This is a genomic window from Streptococcus sp. F2, from assembly GCF_056500955.1.
This window is the reverse complement of record NZ_JBWKAI010000014.1, coordinates 18,968-40,702: the sequence shown is the minus strand read 5'-3', so window position 1 is coordinate 40,702 and position 21,735 is coordinate 18,968. Positions and strand designations below refer to the sequence as shown.

Here is a 21,735-nt window from a genome sequence, read left to right as displayed (position 1 = left end):
ATTATACCATTTTTCTGAATAAATAGTGAGCAGAAAACCAGAAAAAGGAGTCTCTTTCGGCTCCTCTCTTACTCTATTATAAACCCTTTATCAGCACTACTCATTTTCTTCGCTGAATGCTTTCATCCATTTTGGAATTTCCTGGCTAATAGCTGTTGGTAAGACCACATAAGCTTCTTGGGCTAATGCATCAGCAATGGCTGAGTGAAGATAGGCCGCACAAGCTACCCTATCAAACAAATCAACCTGCTTAAACTGAACAGCCATTGCCGCAATCATACCTGCCAAAGTATCCCCCATACCACCAATTGCTTGATATGGCCCTCCAACAGTTAGCTCATAAATCTTATCATCTTGATAGAGTTTAGTTACTGAACTTTTAGCCACCAAAATCGTCCCTTGAGGAAATTGCTGCAAGACTTTTTGAATGTTGGTCACCGTCTGTTGGTCAATGGCTAATCCAGAAAGGCGTTCCCACTCTTTCTGGTGGGGAGTAAGGATAATTGGTGACGTCAAATCTTGAAAGAAATAGTTTTTTTGAGCAGCAATCGTTAAAGCAGAGCCATCAACTAACAAGAGTTGATGGCCTTTGATATGAGACACGACCCATTCAAATAATCTTTGTGCTTTGCTATTTTCAGAAAGCCCTGGACCAATAAGGACTAAATCTGCCACTTCAAGTTGTCTTAGCAACAAGTCCCTGTCATCCACTGAAAATGCCATTGCTTCTGGTAAATGGCTATACAAAACTGAGATATTTGATTGATCAGTCGCAACAGTGATTAAACCTGCTCCACTGTTTAAAGCTGCCAGAGCTGCCATAATAATAGCACCACCATAAGGTGCTAAGCCCCCTATCAGAAGCAAGCGCCCGTAATTGCCTTTATGAGTTTCTTTTTGCCTTGGTAAAATCACTTTTCTCGCAAGATCATGGTCACTAATCATCAACTCACACTCCGTAAAGCTGCTTGGTAAGTTTGTTCTAATAACATGGTAATCGTCATCGGACCGACTCCCCCAGGAACAGGGGTAATTTTAGAGGCAACTTGAGAAACTTCATCAAAAGCCACATCTCCAATAAGTTTACCATTATCATCACGGTTCATGCCAACATCAATAACAACGGCCCCTTCTTTAACAAAGTCTTTCGTCACGAAATGACCTTGTCCAATGGCCACGATTAAAACATCCGCATGGTGGCAGACGTCTTCTAAATGTCGTGTCCTAGAATGCGTCAACGTTACCGTTGCATTCTTATCTAACAAGAGTTGAGCCATTGGTTTGCCTACAATGTTAGATCTTCCGATAATCACCGCATGCTTACCTTCAAGGTCCACCTCGTATTCGCGTAACATTTCCACAATGCCTGCTGGTGTGCAAGGAACCATCAAGGGACGACCTGACCAAAGGTGACCTGTATTCATGGGGTGAAAACCATCCACATCTTTTTTAGGATTAATAGCAAGGATAATTTTCTTATCATTAATGTGATTTGGCAAGGGCAATTGGACCAAGATGCCATGAATCGTATCATCTTCATTATAGCGTTCAATGATTGCAATCAATTCTTCCTGGCAAATAGATTCTGACAGCCTAACGGTTTCGCTTTTGAAGCCAGCAGCAAGTGCAGCCCGTTCTTTGTTGCGAACATACACTTGACTGGCAGGATTATCCCCAACCAAGATAACCACTAAACCTGGTACAATACCCTTCTCCTGTTTTAATTGCTGCACCTTAATAGTTAATTCGCTTTGCATTTTTTGGGCTAGGACTTTCCCATCCATTATTTCAGTCATCCAATTCCCCTTTCATTTTCATCTCTCTATTATATCAAAAATTTGTTTATCTGTTCTCCTATTTGCAAACTTCTACTGGTTGCCTACTCTTAGTATGCCCTTTTCAGAAAACCAAAAAGAGGCTGTCAGAAAGGTTTCTGCAGCCCTAGGTGAATCATTTTAGCTAAGAATCTCAGTGCTCTCAGTAACTTTCTTGCCTCTTTCTTAGTTTATTTGCTAGTCAACCTGTTCCATTTTTAGTTTGCAAGCCGCCTCAATAGCATCTAATTTAGCAAGACTATCAGCTTGCGTTTGACCAATGGTGTGGAGATAAAGTTTGATTTTAGGCTCTGTTCCAGACGGCCTCAAAGCATACCAAGACCCTTCATCAAAATAATACTTGAGGCAGTTTTGTTTTGGAAATTCTTGATAACCTTCTTTGAAGTCAATCGTCGTTTTTAAAGTTAGGTCTGCCACCGCTTTTAGAGGATGTTGACGAAAATCATTCATGATTCTAGCAATACGTTCTTGACCTTCAACCCCTTCTAATTCCAAGGCAATCTGACGTTCGTTATAATAGCCAAAAGTAGTGTAGATGTTTTCTAAAACATCCAGTAAGGTTTGGCCTCTTTCCTTATAATAGGCAGCCATCTCCACAACCATCATCGAGGCACTAACAGCGTCTTTGTCCCGAACAAATGTTCCATAGCAAAAACCAATACTCTCCTCGTAGCCAAAGAGATAGCTTTTAGTCTTGGTCACTTCGTATTCATTTGCCTTGCCACAAATGTTTTTAAAACCAGTCAAGGTTTCAACGGTTTCAATTCCATAATGGCTCGCAATAGCCCGTGACAAATCACCTGTCACAATAGACTTGACCAAAACAGGATGCTCTGGCAAATTGTCTAAGGCTGAACGCTGTGAAAAAATGTAATAAGACAAGAGCGCACCGATTTTATTGCCATTTAAAAAGATATACTCTCCTGCTGAATTTTTCACTTCTAAAGCCACACGATCACAGTCTGGGTCAGTCGCAATCAGAATATCGGCATCAACTTCCTTGCCTAATTTTTCGGAATAGGCAAAGGCTTTAGGGACTTCTGGGTTAGGGTAACCAACTGTTGTAAAGTCAGGATCGGGTAATTCTTGTTCAGGAACCACATAAACATTGTCAAAACCACGACGTTTCATGATTTCACGCACTGGTAAATTCCCAACGCCGTTAAGGGGCGTATAAACCACACGAACAGACTTATCAATAGACATATCGTTAATGGCTAAACCAAGGACTTCTTGCTTGTATGCTTCTTCAACGCTATCGTCAATATAGCTAACAAGACCGCTCGCTAAGGCTTCCTTGAAAGACATTTGCTTAATGGATTGATAATCAGTCAACTCAGCCATATGGCCTGCAATCTGGTCTGCAATATCATCTAGAATTTGAGACCCTTCTTGCCAATAAGCCTTGTAACCGTTATAGGCTTGTGGATTATGACTAGCGGTAATCATGACCCCTGAGACACAACCCAAGGCACGAATAGCATAGGAACACATGGGTGTTGGTCTAGTACCCTTATAAATATAAGCCTTGATACCATTCGCCGCCATAATAGAGCACGTTAACTCTGCAAATTCTTGAGACTGATAACGCACATCATAGCTAACAGCAATCCCTCTTGCAACTGCCTCAGCACCATGATCAATGATAGTATTGGCTAAAGCTTGGGCAGCTTTTCCAACCATATAAGTATTCATACGATTAGTTCCTGCACCAAGCTTGCCTCTTAGCCCTGCTGTCCCAAATTCAAGTGTCTTGTAAAACCGATCTTGAATCTCAGTCTCATTATCTTGAATTGCTACTAAATCTTTCTTGATGTCTTCACTGAGCGCATCATTTGTTAACCACTCTTGATAAACCTCTTTGTAAGTCATATGACATTTCCTATTCTAAGATCACATAATAAAAGTTGTTCCATCGTCAGGAATATCCTTTAAGGAAACTAACTGAATAGTAACAAATAACGTTGATTAAGTCAACTTATTTTTTTAATTAATTCATGTTAACAAATGCAAGTGATAGCCATTTTAATGAAGCCTCTCCTCTTGCATTTGCGCTTTTTCCTTCGCCCATTCATACCTAGCAATCGCTCGTTTGCGTTGCTCTGCATGATCCACTAGAGGATGAGGATAATCTTTCCCAATAATACAAGCAATACTTTCTTGTAGAGCCTCTGGCATTTTCCAAGGCTCATAAAGGTACTTTTGAGGAACGCTAACCAAGCTAGGCAGGTAAGACCTTATGAACTCACCATCTGGATCAAATCGTTTGCCTTGAGTGACCGGGTTAAAAATCCTAAAATAAGGAACCGCATCCGTTCCGACGGAGGCAGCCCACTGCCAACCACCAATATTACTTGCAGCATCATAATCAATCAACTGTTCTTGAAAATAAGCTTCCCCCAAACGCCAATCAATCTGCAGATCCTTGGTTAAAAAGGAGGCTACTACCATGCGTAAGCGATTATGCATCCACCCCGTCGCTAGTAATTGTTTCATAGCTGCATCAATAATAGGATACCCTGTTTGTCCTTCTTTCCATGCCTTGAAAGCTGCTGGGTTCTCGTCCCATTCTAAATGACGAAAAGCTTCTTGTATGGCTAGCTGTTTCTGATTGGGGTTGGCCACATAAACCATATGGTAAAAATCACGCCAAGCTAATTCTTTAAGGAAAACTGCTTGTCCTGAACTAGCAGGTGCTTGGCTAACAGCTTGATAGACTGTCCGTATACTAACCATTCCTAATCTTAAATAAGGCGATAAGAAGCTTGTCCCACACCGGGATGGAAAATCTCTCGTTGTATCATAGTCAGCTAGTTGGTTGTCCACAAAATGATTTAGCCTTTCCTTGGCTTCTTTAACAGTCATCACATCATTAAAAGTCGTATCTTTTAACGTTTCAATCAACTCCAAAGTTGCTTGAGGTGTTTTTAGACTTAACCAATTTCCCCGAGATAAATCAACAACAACTGGCGTTTCTTTAGGAAGGCATTGCCAGACGCGATAGTATGGTGTAAAGACCTTATAATACTGCCCTGACTGGTTCTTTATTTCTTGACTACCATGCAAATAATGATCCTGGTAAGCATGAATATTAATCTTTTTTGCTCTAAACCATTGCGCTGCTTGTTGGTCTCGCCTGCGACCAAACCCTGACTCATCATAATTGAAATACACATCCGTCCACTGGTCTAACTGTTGGGCTAACTGCTCAAAACAAGTGATTAAATCACCATGCATCACATAGAGATCAATCCCTTTTTCTTTCAACTCCTCTTTAAATGCCAAAACACTTGCTACAACAGCTGACTGATTTCGACTTGGGGGCTGACTGAGTTGCTCTTGATTAAATTGAAACACACATAAAGTTGGAGACTGACTGGCAATAGCACGAGCCAAAGCTTTTTGGTCCTCTACTCTTAAGTCTCTACGAAACCACATTACGGAAACCATATCTTATTCCTTTCTCGTTCTTTGTTAAGTCTCACGTGCACTGTCACTTTTTCTTATTGTAACAGAAAACGAAAGCAAGCACCTCTCAAAAACCTTAATAGCTGCATATCGAAAAGCCTTTAGTCCGTATGAACCAAAGGCTTTTAACAAGTATGATGAGGTGAGCCACTAAAACATGACTTTTCTAAAGCGTTATTTTTTTATTTGTTGAGTTTTTCCATATCTTCCTTGATAGGACAAGAACACTGACAGTCCCCACAAGAGCCCTTTTGTTTATAATAATGGGTAAGGGCTAGGACAACAAGAATACCGATCACAGCTGCTAAAATAAGAGTTGACATTAGTTTTTTTCCTCCTGACTAATACGCTCAAGGTTGCTCATGGTAATAACTTGTTCAGACACAAATGCTGGTTTTCTCAAAATAGCATATAAGAGAGCAACTATCCCGATTCCTGCCAAAATCGTCCAGAAAGTGACTTCTTGCCCCATAAAGACCAACCCCACCTGATAAAGGATAAAACTGAGAAGATAAGCTAGACCTGTCTGAAAACCGATGGCAAATAGTGACCACCTGACGCTATTCATTTCACGTTTAATAGCACCGATGGCCGCAAAACAAGGCGCACACAACAAATTAAACAGCAAAAATGAATAAGCAGCTAAGGCAGTATAATCCATTTGAAGGCTAGTCCAGAGGGCCCTGCTAGTTTCAGTCGCGTCTGCCTGATGATATAAGATACCGAAGGTAGCCACTACGGTTTCTTTGGCCAATAAACCAGTGAGAGCTGCCACGGTTGCTTTCCAATTGCCAAATCCTAACGGTTTAAAAAGCCAAGCAAAGAGGCGGCCACAGTCAGCTAGCAGACTGTGGTCTGTTTTAACAACCTGCAAATGGCCATTATAAGTTGACAAAAACCAGATTAAAATCGTCAATGCAAAAATAATGGTGCCGGCTCGTTTGACAAAACTCCATGCCTTCCCAAAGGCATAATGCGTCACCGTTAACATATTAGGTAAATGATAGGCTGGCAATTCCATAATAAAGGGACTAGCCTGTCCACCTAATAACTTGGTCTTTTTAAGAGCAATTCCAGATAAAATAATAGAAGCAATTCCCACAAAGTAAGCACTCGGAGCAATGAAAGGATTGTTAGGGAAAAAAGCTCCAGAAATTAGCGCAATAATCGCTAGCTTGGCAGAGCAAGGCATAAAAGTAGCTGTCATGATTGTAATTTTCCGGTCTCGCTCATTTTCAATAGTGCGGCTAGCCATAATAGCCGGAACACCACAACCTGTCGCAATAAGCATAGGAATAAAAGATTTGCCAGAAAGCCCAAATCGTCTAAAAATACGGTCCATGACAAAAGCAATCCGACTCATATAGCCAATATCTTCTAAAATGTCTAGGCAGATAAAAAGAACAAAAATTTGAGGAACAAATCCTATAACAGCACCAATCCCTGCAAGAATCCCATCAATAATGAGAGATTGTAACCAGGCTTCAACCTTTAGATAATCTAAGGCTGTGCTGGCTGCATTCGGAACATAGTCGCCAAATAAAACATCATTGACCCAATCCGTTCCCATGGTTCCCACCGTTTGAATAGCTAAAAAATAGACCAAAAACATGGCTAAAGCAAAAATGGGGAGTGCTAAAAATCGATTGGTGACAATGCGATCAATTTGGTCTGAACGTCGCCATTCCAAATCATTAGTTTCAATCTGAGCCATGTGACAAACTTGTTCAATATATGCATAGCGCTCATTAATAACAATGGATTCAGCATCCTCCCCAAAAACATCTTCAGTAATCTTAATAATCATTTCAATTTCTTTGGCAAGAGCATCCTCCAAAGCTAAGGCTTGCTGAACTAAAGGGTCTCGTTCAAATAATTTAAGACTATAATATCGCCAGGCCATTCCTAAATCAACTCCCTGCAACACTTCCATGATTTGAGCTAGTGCCGCTTCCAATCGATTATCATAAATCGGAAAATAAGGTGTTTCCTTAGGATATGCTATTTCCTTTTGGCAACTGCTAATTAGCTGGTTAAGCCCTGTGTTTTTTAAAGCACTGGTTGCTACAATGGGAAAACCCAGTTGGTAACTTAGCTTATCCAGATTAATCTGTTTTTGACTAGCTTCTAACACATCAGACATGTTGAGCGCCATAACTAAAGGCATGCCCATCTCCATCAGTTGTGTGGTCAAGTAGAGGTTCCGCTCCAAATGAGTACCGTCTACCACGTTAATAATAACTTGAGCATCTTGGCTAAGCAGGTAGTCTCTTGCAACCTGTTCTTCTGGACTATAGGGTGACATTGAGTAAACACCAGGGAGATCTTGAATCTCAATTGTCTTATCTGACTTTAACAAACCACTTTTACGATCAACCGTAACACCAGGCCAATTTCCTACCCGCTGATTAGTTCCTGTTAAGAGGTTAAAAAGACTCGTTTTTCCACTGTTAGGATTACCAATCAAGGCCATTTTTGTCATGACATGTCCTCATCTTCTAGCTGCCGTACAGCAATTAATTGAGCTTCCGACTGACGTAAACTTAACTCATACCCCCTCAAACTAATTTCTAGAGGGTCACCTAAAGGCGCTCGCTTACGTAACTGAAAACGAGTTCCCCTCGTTAGTCCCATATCCATTAAACGCCGCTTCGTTTCCTTGCTCGCATAAATAGCTTCGACAATAGCCACTTCCATGATTGCTAATTCTGATAAAGGAAGTGTTTGCCCTCCTTCATCAACCTCACTGACCTCAATAGCATCTAAAAGACTCTTGTCAAAGGCCAGACGACTTGTTTTAATCATCAAAATTGCATTTTGCTTCGTCTGCGACATGACCTTGACTTGGCTTCCTTTCTTGATGCCAAGATGAGCTAGATGCCTCTGATGGTCTTGAGGTAATGCTATGCTAAGTACCTGATAGGCGATGCCACTTCTTACCTGAGATAATTTCATCATAAGCTCTCCTTTTAATTACAGTGTCCATTATAACATACTCTGCTCTTCTCACTACAAGGTGCTTTAAGTTTTTTGTCTTTTTAATCTCATATAATAATGATTCTAAAAAAGAAATGGCAATAGCACCCCCTTAGGAGTTATCATCAAAAAAACTTGAGTCTGCATAGACTCAAGTTTAACAAGAGATAATTTGATTGTTAGAGCACTTTGCTTAAAAAATCTTTTGTACGTTCTTCTTTAGTCAGATCAAAAAGTTGGTCCGGACTTCCTTCTTCCACAATAACGCCGCCATCCATAAAAATCACACGGTCTGCGACTTCTTTAGCAAAGCCCATTTCATGGGTGACAATGACCATCGTCATCCCAGATTTAGCCAAATCCTGCATAACAGCCAAAACCTCACCCACCATTTCGGGATCCAAGGCTGAAGTAGGCTCGTCAAATAGTAAGACGTCTGGATCCATAGCTAGGCCACGCGCAATCGCAATTCGCTGCTGCTGTCCCCCAGATAGACTAGATGGGTAAGCATTAGCTTTTTCTGACAATCCAACTTTATCTAACAGTACCAAAGCCATTTTGTCAGCTTCTGCTTTAGAAATGCCTTTCGTTTTAATAGGTGACAAGGTAATATTGTCTATAACGGTCATATTAGGGAAAAGATTAAATTGTTGAAATACCATTCCCATTTTTTCACGCATTGTAAAAATGTCATTTCTTTTATCTGTAATGTCAATGCCTTCAAACGTTATCTGACCTTTCGTAGGAACCTCAAGAAGGTTCATGGTACGAAGTAAAGTTGATTTTCCAGAACCAGAAGGGCCAATAATCACCACGACTTCTCCTGGCATAATATTTAAATCAATTCCTTTAAGCACCTCGTTTTGCCCATAATATTTGTGTAACGCTTTTATTGCAATAATAGGTTCCGTCATTAATGATTACCTCCTTGTGCCATACGACGCTCTAAGACTGCCAATAATTGTGACAGCACTGTCGTGACCATTAAATAGTAAAAAGCAGCAACTAGTAAAGGAGCAATTGGAGAATAGGTAGCTGTTGCTACTGACTGAGCTCCATTCCAAAGTTCCATAACACCAATAGTTTGCAAGAGAGCACTATCTTTAATGATCGTGATAAATTCATTGCCTAAAGCAGGAAGAATATTCTTAAAGGCTTGAGGCAAAATCACATAGCGCATGGCATTTCGAGGGCGGATACCTAGTGAATAGGCTGCTTCAAGTTGCCCTTTTGGAACAGCTTCAATACCCGCTCTAACAATTTCTGAAATGTAGGCACCGCTATTCAACGAAATGATAATAATACCAGGAAGTAATCTTGAAAAATCTAAATTCAAAACTCCAAAACCGATAGTTGGCATTTGATTAAAATGCATCCAAGCAAAGGCAATCATAATTTGAACAACCATTGGTGTCCCACGAAAAATCCACACATAAGTATTGACTAGCCAAGTCAAAGGCTTTATTTGAGTACGTTTGATTAGTGTTACCAAAACCCCAATAATGGTTCCAAAAAAGACGACACTAGCCGAAATCATAATGGTGACAAGAACACCATAGTTAAAGTAGGCCCAGTATTTGGGCAAAAATGATAAATCCATCTATATCTCCTTATAAGTCCTAAGGTCACAACAATAAAGATAATTATACCATTCAATGAATATTAATACAATACTTTTTTGGCAATAAAAAAACCTGCCTCAGGCAAGTCTCTTTATGATATACAGCTTAATATAATAAATCGTAGATTTCCATTGCAATCAAGTCAATACTATCAAAGGAATATGACTCACGCGCTTCAATATCACGCAATGTGAAAACTGGTCCGTTTTCCGGGTCATTTGAAAAGGCAACTTCTGCTACAACAACACCATCACGTTCAAAATTTCGCTTGAGATTACCGCCATCTGTTACCATCAATTCCAAACGATTGATGATTCTCACCAAATGTGATTCCATTTCGTTTCTCCTATTCGTTTTTTATCCCTATTATTTTAACACAATTCGCGCCAAACAAACAAGAAAAGTAGCATTTTTCTTCACATTTTCCCATTTTTAGCCTTTAGTGCCTCCTACCTCTTAACCTTTTGAAAAATAGCAGGGCTGACAAGATCAGTTATCACTCTATCCCTGACAGTGCTAACATCATAAGCTTTTTACTTGATTTCCAAAACAGTGGTGCTATAATATGAGTATAAAGTTTGACCATTTTTGACTAAATGACTTTGACTTTTAGATAAACCCTTGGAGGTATATTATGCTTTGTCAAAATTGTAATTTAAACGAATCAACCATTCACCTCTACACGAATGTTAATGGAAAACAAAAACAAGTTGACCTTTGTCAAAACTGTTATCAAATCATGAAGACTGACGCTACTAATCCTATTTTAGGTGGTCTAAATGGAGGTCAAAGAGCCCAAGAACGCTCATCCAACCCCTTCTTTGATGACTTTTTTGGTGATTTAAATAATTTTAGAGCCTTTGGCAACCTTCCAAATACCCCACCTACTCAGGCAGGGCAAAGTGGAAATGGTGGGGGACGCCATGGTGGTCATTTCAATGGGCAACGTCCCACTCAACCACAAACACCAAATCAGCAAGCAAAAGGCTTGCTAGAAGAATTTGGCATTAATGTGACCGATATTGCAAGACATGGTGATATTGACCCTGTCATCGGTCGAGATGACGAGATTACACGTGTCATCGAGATTCTTAACCGTCGGACTAAAAATAACCCTGTGCTTATTGGAGAACCAGGAGTTGGTAAAACAGCTGTTGTAGAAGGTCTAGCTCAGAAAATTGTAGATGGCACAGTACCTCACAAATTGCAAGGTAAGCAAGTGATTCGTCTAGATGTGGTTAGTCTTGTTCAAGGCACAGGTATCCGTGGTCAATTCGAAGAACGTATGCAAAAATTAATGGAAGAAATTCGTCAGCGCAAAGATGTGATTCTCTTTATTGATGAAATTCATGAAATTGTAGGTGCTGGTTCTGCTGGAGATGGCAATATGGATGCTGGCAATATTTTAAAACCAGCCTTGGCCCGTGGTGAGTTGCAACTCGTTGGTGCTACTACCTTAAATGAATACCGTATTATTGAAAAAGATGCTGCCTTGGAGCGGCGGATGCAGCCGGTGAAAGTTGACGAACCTTCTGTAGAAGAAACCATTACCATCTTAAAAGGTATCCAACCCAAATATGAAGACTATCATCATGTCAAATATAGCCCAGCAGCTATCGAGGCTGCTGCACACTTATCCAATCGCTACATCCAAGACCGATTCCTCCCTGATAAGGCCATTGACCTTCTGGACGAAGCTGGTTCAAAAATGAATTTAACCCTTAATTTTGTTGACCCTAAAGAGATTGACAAACGTCTGATTGAAGCAGAAAACCTCAAGGCTCAAGCAACTCGTGACGAAGATTACGAACGAGCAGCCTATTTCCGTGATCAAATTGCGAAATACAAGGAAATGCAAGCTCAAAAAGTCGACGAACAGGATATTCCTATCATTACTGAAAAAACCATTGAAGCCATCATTGAACAAAAAACCAATATTCCAGTTGGCGACTTGAAAGAAAAAGAACAATCTCAACTCGTTAATTTGGCTAATGATTTGAAAGCTCACGTGATTGGCCAAGATGATGCCGTTGACAAAATTGCCAAGGCCATTCGCCGAAACCGTGTGGGATTGGGAACTCCAAATCGTCCTATTGGTTCTTTCTTATTCGTTGGGCCAACAGGTGTTGGTAAAACAGAATTGTCTAAGCAACTAGCTATTGAACTCTTTGGCTCTGCTGACAATATGATTCGCTTTGATATGTCCGAATACATGGAAAAACATGCCGTTGCTAAATTAGTCGGGGCTCCTCCTGGTTATGTGGGCTATGAAGAAGCTGGCCAGTTGACGGAACAAGTTCGCCGCAACCCATATTCACTTATTCTCTTAGATGAGGTGGAAAAGGCTCATCCTGACGTCATGCATATGTTTTTACAAGTTCTTGATGATGGCCGTTTAACAGATGGTCAAGGACGGACAGTCAGCTTCAAAGATACTATTATTATCATGACCTCTAATGCCGGAACAGGTAAAAGCGAAGCTTCTGTTGGATTTGGTGCAGCTAGAGAAGGACGAACAAGCTCTGTCCTTGGTGAATTAAGTAACTTCTTCAGCCCAGAGTTCATGAACCGTTTCGATGGTATTATTGAATTTAAGGCCTTGAGCAAAGATAACCTCTTGCATATCGTTGATTTAATGCTGGAAGATGTTAATAAGCGCTTAGGCTATAATGGGATTCACCTTGATGTGACACAAAAAGTCAAAGAAAAATTAGTAGATTTAGGCTATGATCCTAAAATGGGTGCTCGACCACTCCGTCGTACCATCCAAGATTATATCGAAGATGCGATTACGGACTACTATTTGGAACACCCCACTGAAAAGGACTTGCGTGCCATAATGACAAGTAACGGTAATATCATGATTAAAGCTGCCAAAAAAGATGAAACGGTAACAGCTAAACAAGATCAGACCGACGAGAACTAAACCTAAAAGAGAGTTTTCTCATTGAAACTCTCTTTTTTTCGTGAACTAGTCAAAAGAAAACATTTTTATAAGAATAATAGCTCAAAATTTAGTATAATAAGAAAAAGGAGGGATACGATGACAATTCCAACATTCGGTAACTATAGCGACCATGAAAACTATGTGGCACGGTATGGTGTTTATGCCATCATTCCTAATCAAGAACGGACCAAAGTGATTCTCGTGCAAGCTCCTAATGGCGCTTGGTTTTTACCAGGTGGTGAAATTGAGGCTGGTGAAAATCATGCTCAGGCCTTAGAACGTGAGTTATTGGAAGAACTAGGATTTACTGCTCAGATTGGTGCTTACTATGGTCAAGCTGATGAATACTTCTACTCTCGCCATCGTGATACCCATTTCTATCATCCAGCCTATCTTTATGAAGTGACTGCGTTTCAAGAAGTTTCTCAACCCTTAGAAGATTTCAACACTTTGGCTTGGTTTTCTACTGAAGAAGCTATCTCTAAATTAAAACGCGGAAGTCATAAATGGGGTGTTGAACAATGGCAAAAAAAGCATCATTCTACTAACTAACTCTTTTAAATAGTGCTATAATAGGTATAGGATATTCAGGAGGACATTTATGAGACTCATCAACACGACTAGTAGTCACCCAGAACTCGTCAGAAATCAGCTGCAGAATACAGATGCTCGTTTAGTTGAGGTTTATTCAGCAGGAAATACAGATGTCATTTTTACCCAAGCACCAAAACATTACGAACTACTAATTTCAAATAAATACCGTGCCATCAAGGAAGATGAACTTGAAGTGATTCGTGAATTTTTCATGAAACGTAAAATTGACCCTGCTATCGTTATTCCTGGGCAATCCAAGACCCTTCATACGAATAACTTGATTGAAATTTCATTCCAAACAACTGTCTAGAAGCAGTTAGCGACATTACTCTAACTTAGGTCCTTTTTAAAGGGCCTAAGTTTTTTTTAGTCATCATGATGAGATCTTATTATATGTCATATCTTCCTTACTTTAAAATGTAGTAACAGCAGTTAACATAGGCTAAATGAGCTTATGTCATCATACTAAAAAATCATCAGGTTGTAGGCAATGTAGCTCTAAGAGAATTTGTTTACAATATTATCAAAAGTAGTATCACTGTTTGCATTATGTTCGTCAGAGGCGACCCAAACTGGGTACTTTACGCCAGAACAAAAACGCCAGAAACATGATGTTTCTGGCGTTTGGAGATTTTGAGACTTAGGCTCAACATCTAGGTATAAAATCCCGTAGGAAGTTGCTACCATCCGTACTACCTAAGTAAAGTATAGAATTATTTACCACTGTCTTCAAAGCCTTCAGCAACAGCTTCTGGGAAATTTTCTTCAATGATCTTAGCGCTATGGTCGCAGACAAATGCATTGTAAGAACGCATGCGAGTAGTTGGGTCAATACGGCGTGAACGCTCACAAACTTCTCCCACTGCATGTTCAACTGTAAAGGCAACATCTTCAAATGCTACGGCATCAGCAGGAGCATCTGCCAAGTCAGCGATGGTTAATTGAGACACGATCAAAAGTAAAGCAATATCGCTATCCAACGCTGTCAACAAGGTTTTCACTTCTTCGCTAGCGTAGATAGTCAAATGAGCTTCCAATGATTTCCCAATAACCTTGGCATTTCGCGCTTCTTCCAAAGCTTTTTGAGCTTGGGTACGCAAAGTCATGAAAGCTGACCAAGCTTCTAAAATATCCTCTTGAGCTGAGAAGGTTTCTGCCACAGGCATTTCTGCCAATTGAACAAATGCTTCTGACTCATGCTCTAGATAAGACCAGATTTCTTCAGTAGTGTGAGGCAAGATTGGCGTCAATAACTTCGTAATCTTAACCAAGATATCATAGAAGACTGTCTGCATGCGACGACGTTCTAAGCTGTTGGCAGCTTCAATATAGACAACGTCTTTAGCAAAATCAAGATAGAAGGCTGATAAATCAACCGTAACAAAGTTCACCACTGCTTTGTAAATAGTCATAAAGTCATAACGCTCATAAGCGTCATTAATCGTTGCTACCAACTGATTAAAGACAATTGTCATGTACTTATCAACAGCTCCTAAGTCTGCATAAGCTACTGTATCCGTAGCAGGGTTGAAATCAGATGTATTAGCAATCAAGAAGCGAAGGGTGTTACGGATTTTACGGTAGGTTTCAGAGACTTGACCAAGAATCTCCATAGAAACACGGACATCATTATCGGTATCCACAGAAGCTACCCAGAGACGGAGAATATCTGCACCATATTGTTTAGCCACATCATTTGGAGAAATGATATTGCCTTTTGATTTAGACATTTTTTCTCCCTTACCATCAAGAACAAAGCCTTGCGATAAGATAGCCTTATAAGGAGCATGACCGTTAACAGCCACAGAAGTGATTAAGGATGAATTGAACCAACCACGATACTGGTCAGAACCTTCTAGGTATAGGTCAGCTGGATAAGATAGGTTGTCCCTATCATTCATAACACCATTCCAAGAAGAACCAGAGTCAAACCAAACATCCATGATATCAGTCTCTTTTGTAAACTCACCATTTGGTGACCCTGGATGAGTGAAGCCTTCTGGCAATAGGTCTTTAGCTTCTTTTTGCCACCAAATGATTGAGCCATTTTCTTGGAATAAATTGGCCACATGATCTGTCACTTCCTTAGTCATAATAGCTGTGCCATCTTCCGCATAGAAGATTGGAAGTGGAACACCCCAAGCACGTTGACGAGAAATAACCCAATCACCACGATCACGAATCATATTGTAAAGACGTGTTTTACCCCAAGAAGGATGGAAAGTTGTTTTTTCAATTTCATCTAAAATATCCTGACGGAAGTCAGAAACAGAAGCAAACCATTGCGGTACAGCACGCCAGATGATTGGTTTTTTCGTCCGCCAGTCAAATGGGTATGAGTGATTGATCACTTCTTGTGCTAATAAGAGGTCACCAAGTTTATCAATGACAATTGGCGTTACCTTATCATAAAATTGTCCGTGGAAATCTGGTCCTGCATTTTCCATCATGAGACCACGTTCATCAACTGTCACAGCAACTTCCAGTTTATATTTTGTACCAACATTGTAGTCATCTTCACCAAAACCTGGTGCTGTGTGGACAATCCCTGTTCCTGATTCAAGGGTAACATGGTCACCAAGGATAACGAGTTCTTCTACATCAGTATCCCAAGGGTGTTCTGTCACGATGTACTCTAGATCAACTCCTTTATGACTAGCTAAAGTCTCAAAAGACTCCCAACCAAATTTTCCAGCAAGGCTATCTAAAAGGCCTTCTGCCACAACATACTGACGGTCTGAACCCGCAGGTTTCACCACAAGATAATCCATATCAGGCCCAACTGTCAATCCACGTGAGGCTGTAACGGTAAATGGTGTTGTGGTCCAAACAACGATATACGTATTGGTATCAAGGACGCCTTTACCATCTTTAACTTTATTGGCGTAGTATAAAGAGGTTGAATCAATATCATGGTATTCAATTTCAGCTTCTGCCAAGGCCGATTCTGAAGACCAAGACCAATAAACTGGTTTAGCGCCACGATAGATGTATCCTTTATCAGCCATCGCTCCAAAGACACGGATTTGATCAGCTTCAAATTGTGGATCCAAAGTCACGTAAGGGTTCTCCCAGTCCGCTGACACACCCAGACGTTTGAAGTCATCACGTTGTTTATCCACTTGGCTTAAAGCGTATTGACGGCACATATCAAGGTAGTCAGCCAAATCCATTTCCTTACGCTTCACACCTTGTTTAGCCAAGACTTGTTCGATTGGAAGACCATGTGTATCCCAACCTGGAACATAAGGTGCTTGGAAGCCTGACATAGACTTAGAGCGAACAATAATATCTTTTGAAATTTTATTAAGAGCATGCCCAACGTGAATATTTCCATTGGCATATGGAGGACCATCATGAAGATGGAAAGCTGGTTTGCCAGCATTAAGTTCTTGGCGTTTTGTGTACAAATCTGCTTCTTCCCAAGCTGCTTGCCATTGTGGTTCTTTATTAGGAAGACCAGCCCGCATTGGAAATGCTGTTTTCCCAAGATTAAGTGTTTCTTTTAATTTCATTGTATCAAACTCCTTCTAAACAATCTTGAAACTATATAAAAAAGCCTCGTCTCAAAAAAGGACGAAAGCTCGTGGTACCACCTTAGTTCAGAATAGCTACAAAATAACTATTCCCTCTTTGCTCGTAAGGTGAGCCAACCTCCTCGCCTACTGTCATTCAGCGAAAATATAAGAAAATGATAATGTGAATGCTCAGGGAATGCAGGACTCTCATCGTCTCCCGCTTGCTGTGATTGTAAGCAAACCACCTTGTTTTTCTATATCTTAAATATTCAATTTAAACGTTTGTGTCTCACTAAGATTTACAGGTTCAGCTTCTGCCTCATTCTGATGCTCTTGTTGGTGAGCTTCTAATTCTTTGTTACTTTCATCAACACGACGTTGCAATTCCTCTAGTTCTTCCGGAGTAAACTGACGTGTAGCATCAAAAGAAGCACTGTCATCAGAATCCGGAATATCTTCATTAAGAACAGTCTTTACAACTTCTTTGAACGCTGCATCCGAATTTTGAAGGTAAATTGCGGTTGGCTGTAACAACTCATCCCATTCAGGTGAATTTGATAAGCTCAATTGTGACTCAATTGATGAAATCAAACGTTGATGGAAAACACGGGTTTGACGTTTCAATTCTTCTGTCTCAATCGCCACACGCTTCGCTTCGTCAGTTGCATCACGTAACATTTGATTTGCTTTTGCTTTTGATGCATCCAACAAGTGCTGAGCATCATAAGTCGCTTTGCTAACCAAGTTTGTTGCTTCCGCATTAGCCGTTGCTTTCACTTTTTCAGCTGTTTCTTGAGCTAAGATTACAGACTGGCTAAGTGACTCTTTCATTTCATCAAAATAAGATAATTTTTCCTCAAGGTCTTTAATACGCGCTTCGTTGTCACGATTTTTACGAACTAAAGCCTCATAGTCGTCAACAACAATGTCAAGGAATTCGTTAACTTCCTCTTCACTATATCCACGGAATTTGGTTTTAAACGTTTTATCTTTAATTTCTAGTGCTGTAAGTGCCATTATGTCTCCTTATTTATGCATCATTTTACTAAGCGTCAATTTGTATTTCCCATTTTTGGTCAATCCATTATCCGTTAGAAGGGTAAACCGACCATAACCTCTAATGCTCACCATATCCCCTATGGCTAAATGATCAGCTACCTTATGAACCTGCCGGTAGTTAACTTTCACTTTGTCAGTTTCAATCAATGTCATGGCTTGTGCTCGAGATTTTTTCAACACCGTCGCAACCAAGCGATCTAACCGAAGGCTCGAAACCATGATATCCACAAGTTGCGCATCATTAGAGGATTTGATCAGTTGATTCAAAGGAATTTCCTTCAACGAAACACTCGCTCTGGCTATTTTAGAAATGGTTGTTAACATATAATCTAATAGCTGCCGATTAATCATGAGTTGCGCATACCCTGTTTCCACAAAGATATCCCCAAGTAGACTTCGTTTAATCCCCAGTTCATTGATCAAAGTTCCTAAAATTTGACTATGCGTTAACTGATTAAACTTTGCTTGATAGGTTATTTCTACCAAAGCTATCTGAAAATCAGCTTCATCCAAATCATAATAATCCGGTGCAACAATCACACGACCATATTCACTTGGATAATAATCTGTTGAGGAAAAAACCTTTAAATCCGTTGGAGCAACCAGACTTTTTAGAATCGTTATCTCTCTAGGATTTAAAAAATCAGTGACTTCTAAAAGATAGTGACTATCCACCCTGTTAATCATATCAGACATTTTCTCAATAAAAGGATATTCCTCAGGATGAAAATGCTGATAAAGTTGTTTGTGATTAACCATTAAATAAACACTCTAACCAAAATTTGAGCTAAGAAATTTAAACCAATGATAATAACAAAAATAGTAAAATCAAGGCCCGCAAATTGTAAGTTCAATGCTCTAAAGGGCTTCAAGACTGGTTCAACAATACCGCTAAGTAAACGACCAATCCAAGAGTTATAAGCTCCTGGGAACCATGATAATAGGGCATAAGCTATTAACAAGTAGCTGTAAACTCTGATTAAGCGAAGGAGGATAGATAATATCAATATCATATAAGTTACCGTCTCTTCATATCAAAGTCAAAACCAATATCTTGGCCGTTATTTGGGATATTCATATCTTCAATATTAACAGATACATTTGATGGGGTCAACAAATACATAGAAGACCCCACCTTCTGCAAGGTTCCATAAAGAACCTTACTTGCACCATCAATAAAATCCAAACAGCGTCTAGCTTGAGCATCTAGCATGTATTGAAAATCAATCAAGACACACTCATTGACAATCAGAAGATCAACAATTTCTTGAGCATCCTCATATTTACGAGGATATTTCAAGGCAATTGTTGTTTGATCAGGTTGACTAGCATGCTGATATTGCTCACGACGACTAGCAGCAGTTTGAACGGTTGGATTTCCCCTTCTCTCAATAGATTCTTGCGAACTTCTTGCCTGCGTCTGATAATGACGTTCAGATGCACTTGGTCTTGGTTGTGTTTGAGGTCTTGGTTGTGTTTGAGGTCTTGACTGAGGCTGCGCTTGATGTCTTACTTGTTGACTTTGTTGTGATTGGCTGACTCTCGGTGCCTGTTGTGGCTGACTACTTGGTCTCACTGACTGCTGTGGTCTTGAAGCAACTTCTTCAGTTGCATCTGTTGCTTCTTCTTCCACTTCATTAACACCATCAGTATCAAAATAAGAAATCATCTTATTAAATGTGTCTTTAATTGCCATCTTATTCTCCATTTAGTGAAAGAAAGACGTTCCAATACGAACGAAAGTTGAGCCTTCCTGAATAGCAATTGAATAATCGCCACTCATACCCATACTCAATTCTGTAAAAGGCATGTTCTTTCTTTTTTTTGACTGCAAGTTTTTTCTCAATTGATTAGCTTCTCGGAAGATAGAGGCAATTCTTTCTTGACTAGCATCTGCTGGCGCCATCGTCATAAGACCGACAAGCTGGATATTTTCCATCTTACCAATCTCCTCAATTGCTGCTTCAATCTCAGAGACCTTAAAGCCATGCTTGCTATCTTCTTCAGAAATATTAACTTGTAGAAAACACTTTACAGGATGATCAGCTCTCTTTTCAATTTCTGAAGCTAACTTTACAGAATCCAAAGCATGGAAATAATCAACAAAATTGATAACATCCTTTACTTTACGACGTTGTAAGGTTCCAATGAGATGCCATGTCACCGATTTATCTTTTAATGCTTCATATTTATCAAGAAATTTATCCACACGGTTTTCAGCGATATGCTCGATTCCGGTATCAATAAGCTGACCTGCAATTGTACTGTCCACATATTTTGTCACAGCTATGACCGAAACACTATGTTCAGGTCTATGAGCTGCTTCAGTAGCTAAGCGGACATTGTCAAAAACAATCCTTTTATTTTTTTGTAAATCCATTATTAACGGTTTTTAAAAAATGGTGGTGTTTCTAATTCATCGTCAATGTCATCATTTGCTGAGAAAGTTGACATGTTTAATTGGTTATCCAGTTCACCTTCTGTTGGGCGAGCAATATTATCACGTCTCAAATCCCAGTTACCAAATGCTGACCCTTGGTTCTGGTTATGACTTGGGGAAGACGTTTGTGCATTCGGCATCTCGCGTGTTTCACCCATATCAAAATCGAAACTTGAACGACGGTCAAAACCTGGTTGAACAGGTTGCTTCACTTGTTCTGAAGCATATTGAGCACCAGCTGCTTGTTGAGCATTTGCTTGAGTAAATGTACGTGGTTGACGGAAGCCAGATACTTGTTCAGCCTTATCTTGTCGCACACCAGTCGCAACAACTGTGACACGAATTTCATCCTTCATCGTATCATCAATAGATGTTCCTAGCCAAATGTTAACTCCTTGACCAGCTGCTTGACCAACGATTTCAGAAGCTTCCTCTGCTTCTGTAAGGGTCATGTCAAGTCCACCTGTCACGTTAACGATAACGTCTTCTGCGCCATCAATGGTTGTTTCAAGAAGTGGCGAATAAATGGCTTTACGAGCTGCTTCAACGATACGTTCTTCTCCAGAACCAATTCCGATACCCATAAGGGCATTTCCTTTATTTGCCATAACAGTCTTCACGTCGGCAAAATCAAGGTTAATAAGGCCTGGGCTTGTAATCAAATCAGTAATACCTTGAACACCTTGGCGTAGGACGTTGTCAGCTTCGCTAAGTGCTTCAAGCAATGGTGTTTTTTTATCAACGATTTCAAGAAGGTTATTATTTGAAATAATCAATAACGTGTCAACTTGCTCGCGCAATTCTTGGATACCTTCAATTGCAAAGTTACCACGTTTATTTCCTTCAAATCCAAATGGACGAGTAACAACAGCTACAGTCAAGGCTCCTAGACTTTTAGCAATACGTGCGATTACTGGTGCAGCTCCTGTACCAGATCCACCACCCATACCAGCAGTGATGAAGACCATGTCTGCACCTGTAAGTGCTTCTGACAAAACTTCTTCACTTTCTTCAGCAGCTTTACGACCAACTTCCGGTTGGCCTCCAGCACCTAGACCACGCGTTAATTTTGGTCCAAGCTGGATAACTGTTTCAGCCTTTGATGAACTCAATGCTTGAATATCAGTGTTTGCAGCGATAAACTCAACACCTGCAACACCTTCATCAATCATGCGATTGATGGCGTTTCCGCCACCTCCACCAACACCGATTACTTTAATGATTGCACCTTGAATTGATGCCGTATCGAATGAAAATGCCATTTTATTTCCTCACT

Annotated in this window: 20 protein-coding genes; 3 read left to right on the top strand and 17 right to left on the bottom strand. The window is 40.1% G+C overall.

Features of this window, described 5'->3' with window-relative positions; all coding sequences use genetic code 11:
• Positions 1-96: 96 nt before the first annotated feature.
• The 10 genes from ACYTR8_RS05820 to ACYTR8_RS05775 all read right to left on the bottom strand — a co-directional run bounded on the left by ACYTR8_RS05820 (position 97) and on the right by ACYTR8_RS05775 (position 10,237).
• Entirely contained in the window at positions 97-945 is an 849-nt protein-coding gene (locus ACYTR8_RS05820; RefSeq protein ID WP_479641835.1) for an NAD(P)H-hydrate dehydratase, read from the bottom strand.
• The gene (locus ACYTR8_RS05815) at positions 945-1,796 is read right to left on the bottom strand and encodes a bifunctional methylenetetrahydrofolate dehydrogenase/methenyltetrahydrofolate cyclohydrolase (RefSeq protein ID WP_479641834.1); all 852 of its coding nucleotides are present in this window, start codon (positions 1,794-1,796) and stop codon (positions 945-947) included. Before ACYTR8_RS05815 ends, ACYTR8_RS05820 begins: the two co-directional genes overlap by 1 nt.
• A 216-nt stretch (positions 1,797-2,012) precedes the next feature.
• A complete protein-coding gene (locus ACYTR8_RS05810) occupies positions 2,013-3,707 on the bottom strand; it encodes a phospho-sugar mutase (RefSeq protein WP_479641833.1) in 1,695 nt (564 codons plus the stop codon).
• A gap of 153 nt (positions 3,708-3,860) precedes the next feature.
• Positions 3,861-5,285 (bottom strand): cryptochrome/photolyase family protein, encoded by a 1,425-nt coding sequence (locus ACYTR8_RS05805; RefSeq protein WP_269760300.1) that lies wholly within the window; start codon positions 5,283-5,285, stop codon positions 3,861-3,863.
• 200 nt (positions 5,286-5,485) lie between these two features.
• On the bottom strand, positions 5,486-5,626 hold the full coding sequence (locus ACYTR8_RS05800) for a FeoB-associated Cys-rich membrane protein (protein ID WP_111717078.1): 141 nt from the start codon (positions 5,624-5,626) through the stop codon (positions 5,486-5,488).
• Entirely contained in the window at positions 5,626-7,785 is a 2,160-nt protein-coding gene (feoB, locus tag ACYTR8_RS05795) for a ferrous iron transport protein B (RefSeq protein ID WP_479641832.1), read from the bottom strand. Before feoB ends, ACYTR8_RS05800 begins: the two co-directional genes overlap by 1 nt.
• Entirely contained in the window at positions 7,782-8,258 is a 477-nt protein-coding gene (locus tag ACYTR8_RS05790; RefSeq protein WP_280641383.1) for a FeoA family protein, read from the bottom strand. Before ACYTR8_RS05790 ends, feoB begins: the two co-directional genes overlap by 4 nt.
• A gap of 200 nt (positions 8,259-8,458) precedes the next feature.
• Positions 8,459-9,193, bottom strand: a complete 735-nt coding sequence (locus ACYTR8_RS05785) for an amino acid ABC transporter ATP-binding protein (RefSeq protein WP_479641831.1) — start codon at positions 9,191-9,193, stop codon at positions 8,459-8,461.
• Positions 9,193-9,879 carry an amino acid ABC transporter permease gene (locus ACYTR8_RS05780; RefSeq protein ID WP_003051835.1) on the bottom strand — a complete coding sequence of 229 codons (687 nt, stop codon included), beginning with the start codon at positions 9,877-9,879 and terminating at the stop codon, positions 9,193-9,195. Before ACYTR8_RS05780 ends, ACYTR8_RS05785 begins: the two co-directional genes overlap by 1 nt.
• Before the next feature lie 127 nt (positions 9,880-10,006).
• On the bottom strand, positions 10,007-10,237 hold the full coding sequence (locus tag ACYTR8_RS05775; protein ID WP_003051836.1) for a DUF1797 family protein: 231 nt from the start codon (positions 10,235-10,237) through the stop codon (positions 10,007-10,009).
• Between the two features lie 298 nt (positions 10,238-10,535).
• On the opposite strand from ACYTR8_RS05775, the gene ACYTR8_RS05770 reads away from it, so the two are divergent.
• From ACYTR8_RS05770 to ACYTR8_RS05760, 3 genes are all read left to right on the top strand, one after another.
• A complete protein-coding gene (locus tag ACYTR8_RS05770) occupies positions 10,536-12,827 on the top strand; it encodes an ATP-dependent Clp protease ATP-binding subunit (RefSeq protein WP_269760296.1) in 2,292 nt (763 codons plus the stop codon).
• Positions 12,828-12,944: 117 nt separating this feature from the next.
• Entirely contained in the window at positions 12,945-13,400 is a 456-nt protein-coding gene (locus ACYTR8_RS05765) for an NUDIX domain-containing protein (protein ID WP_111717090.1), read from the top strand.
• 49 nt (positions 13,401-13,449) lie between these two features.
• Positions 13,450-13,752, top strand: coding sequence for a DUF1827 family protein (locus ACYTR8_RS05760; RefSeq protein WP_003051842.1), 303 nt, complete (start codon positions 13,450-13,452; stop codon positions 13,750-13,752).
• 403 nt (positions 13,753-14,155) lie between these two features.
• Here the strand turns inward: ACYTR8_RS05760 and ileS are convergent, their stop codons facing one another.
• The 7 genes from ileS to ftsZ form a co-directional block, all read right to left on the bottom strand.
• On the bottom strand, positions 14,156-16,957 hold the full coding sequence (ileS, locus tag ACYTR8_RS05755) for an isoleucine--tRNA ligase (protein WP_479641830.1): 2,802 nt from the start codon (positions 16,955-16,957) through the stop codon (positions 14,156-14,158).
• A gap of 264 nt (positions 16,958-17,221) precedes the next feature.
• The gene (locus ACYTR8_RS05750) at positions 17,222-17,977 is read right to left on the bottom strand and encodes a DivIVA domain-containing protein (RefSeq protein WP_003051845.1); all 756 of its coding nucleotides are present in this window, start codon (positions 17,975-17,977) and stop codon (positions 17,222-17,224) included.
• A gap of 9 nt (positions 17,978-17,986) precedes the next feature.
• Positions 17,987-18,778: a YlmH family RNA-binding protein gene (locus ACYTR8_RS05745; RefSeq protein ID WP_269760293.1), complete on the bottom strand. Its 792-nt coding sequence runs from the start codon at positions 18,776-18,778 to the stop codon at positions 17,987-17,989.
• Positions 18,778-19,032, bottom strand: a complete 255-nt coding sequence (locus ACYTR8_RS05740; RefSeq protein ID WP_003051849.1) for a YggT family protein — start codon at positions 19,030-19,032, stop codon at positions 18,778-18,780. Before ACYTR8_RS05740 ends, ACYTR8_RS05745 begins: the two co-directional genes overlap by 1 nt.
• Before the next feature lie 5 nt (positions 19,033-19,037).
• Positions 19,038-19,715 carry a cell division protein SepF gene (locus ACYTR8_RS05735; RefSeq protein WP_479641829.1) on the bottom strand — a complete coding sequence of 226 codons (678 nt, stop codon included), beginning with the start codon at positions 19,713-19,715 and terminating at the stop codon, positions 19,038-19,040.
• A gap of 12 nt (positions 19,716-19,727) precedes the next feature.
• A complete protein-coding gene (locus ACYTR8_RS05730; protein WP_046176954.1) occupies positions 19,728-20,399 on the bottom strand; it encodes a YggS family pyridoxal phosphate-dependent enzyme in 672 nt (223 codons plus the stop codon).
• Between the two features lie 2 nt (positions 20,400-20,401).
• On the bottom strand, positions 20,402-21,721 hold the full coding sequence (ftsZ, locus tag ACYTR8_RS05725; RefSeq protein ID WP_479641828.1) for a cell division protein FtsZ: 1,320 nt from the start codon (positions 21,719-21,721) through the stop codon (positions 20,402-20,404).
• Positions 21,722-21,735 lie beyond the last annotated feature (14 nt).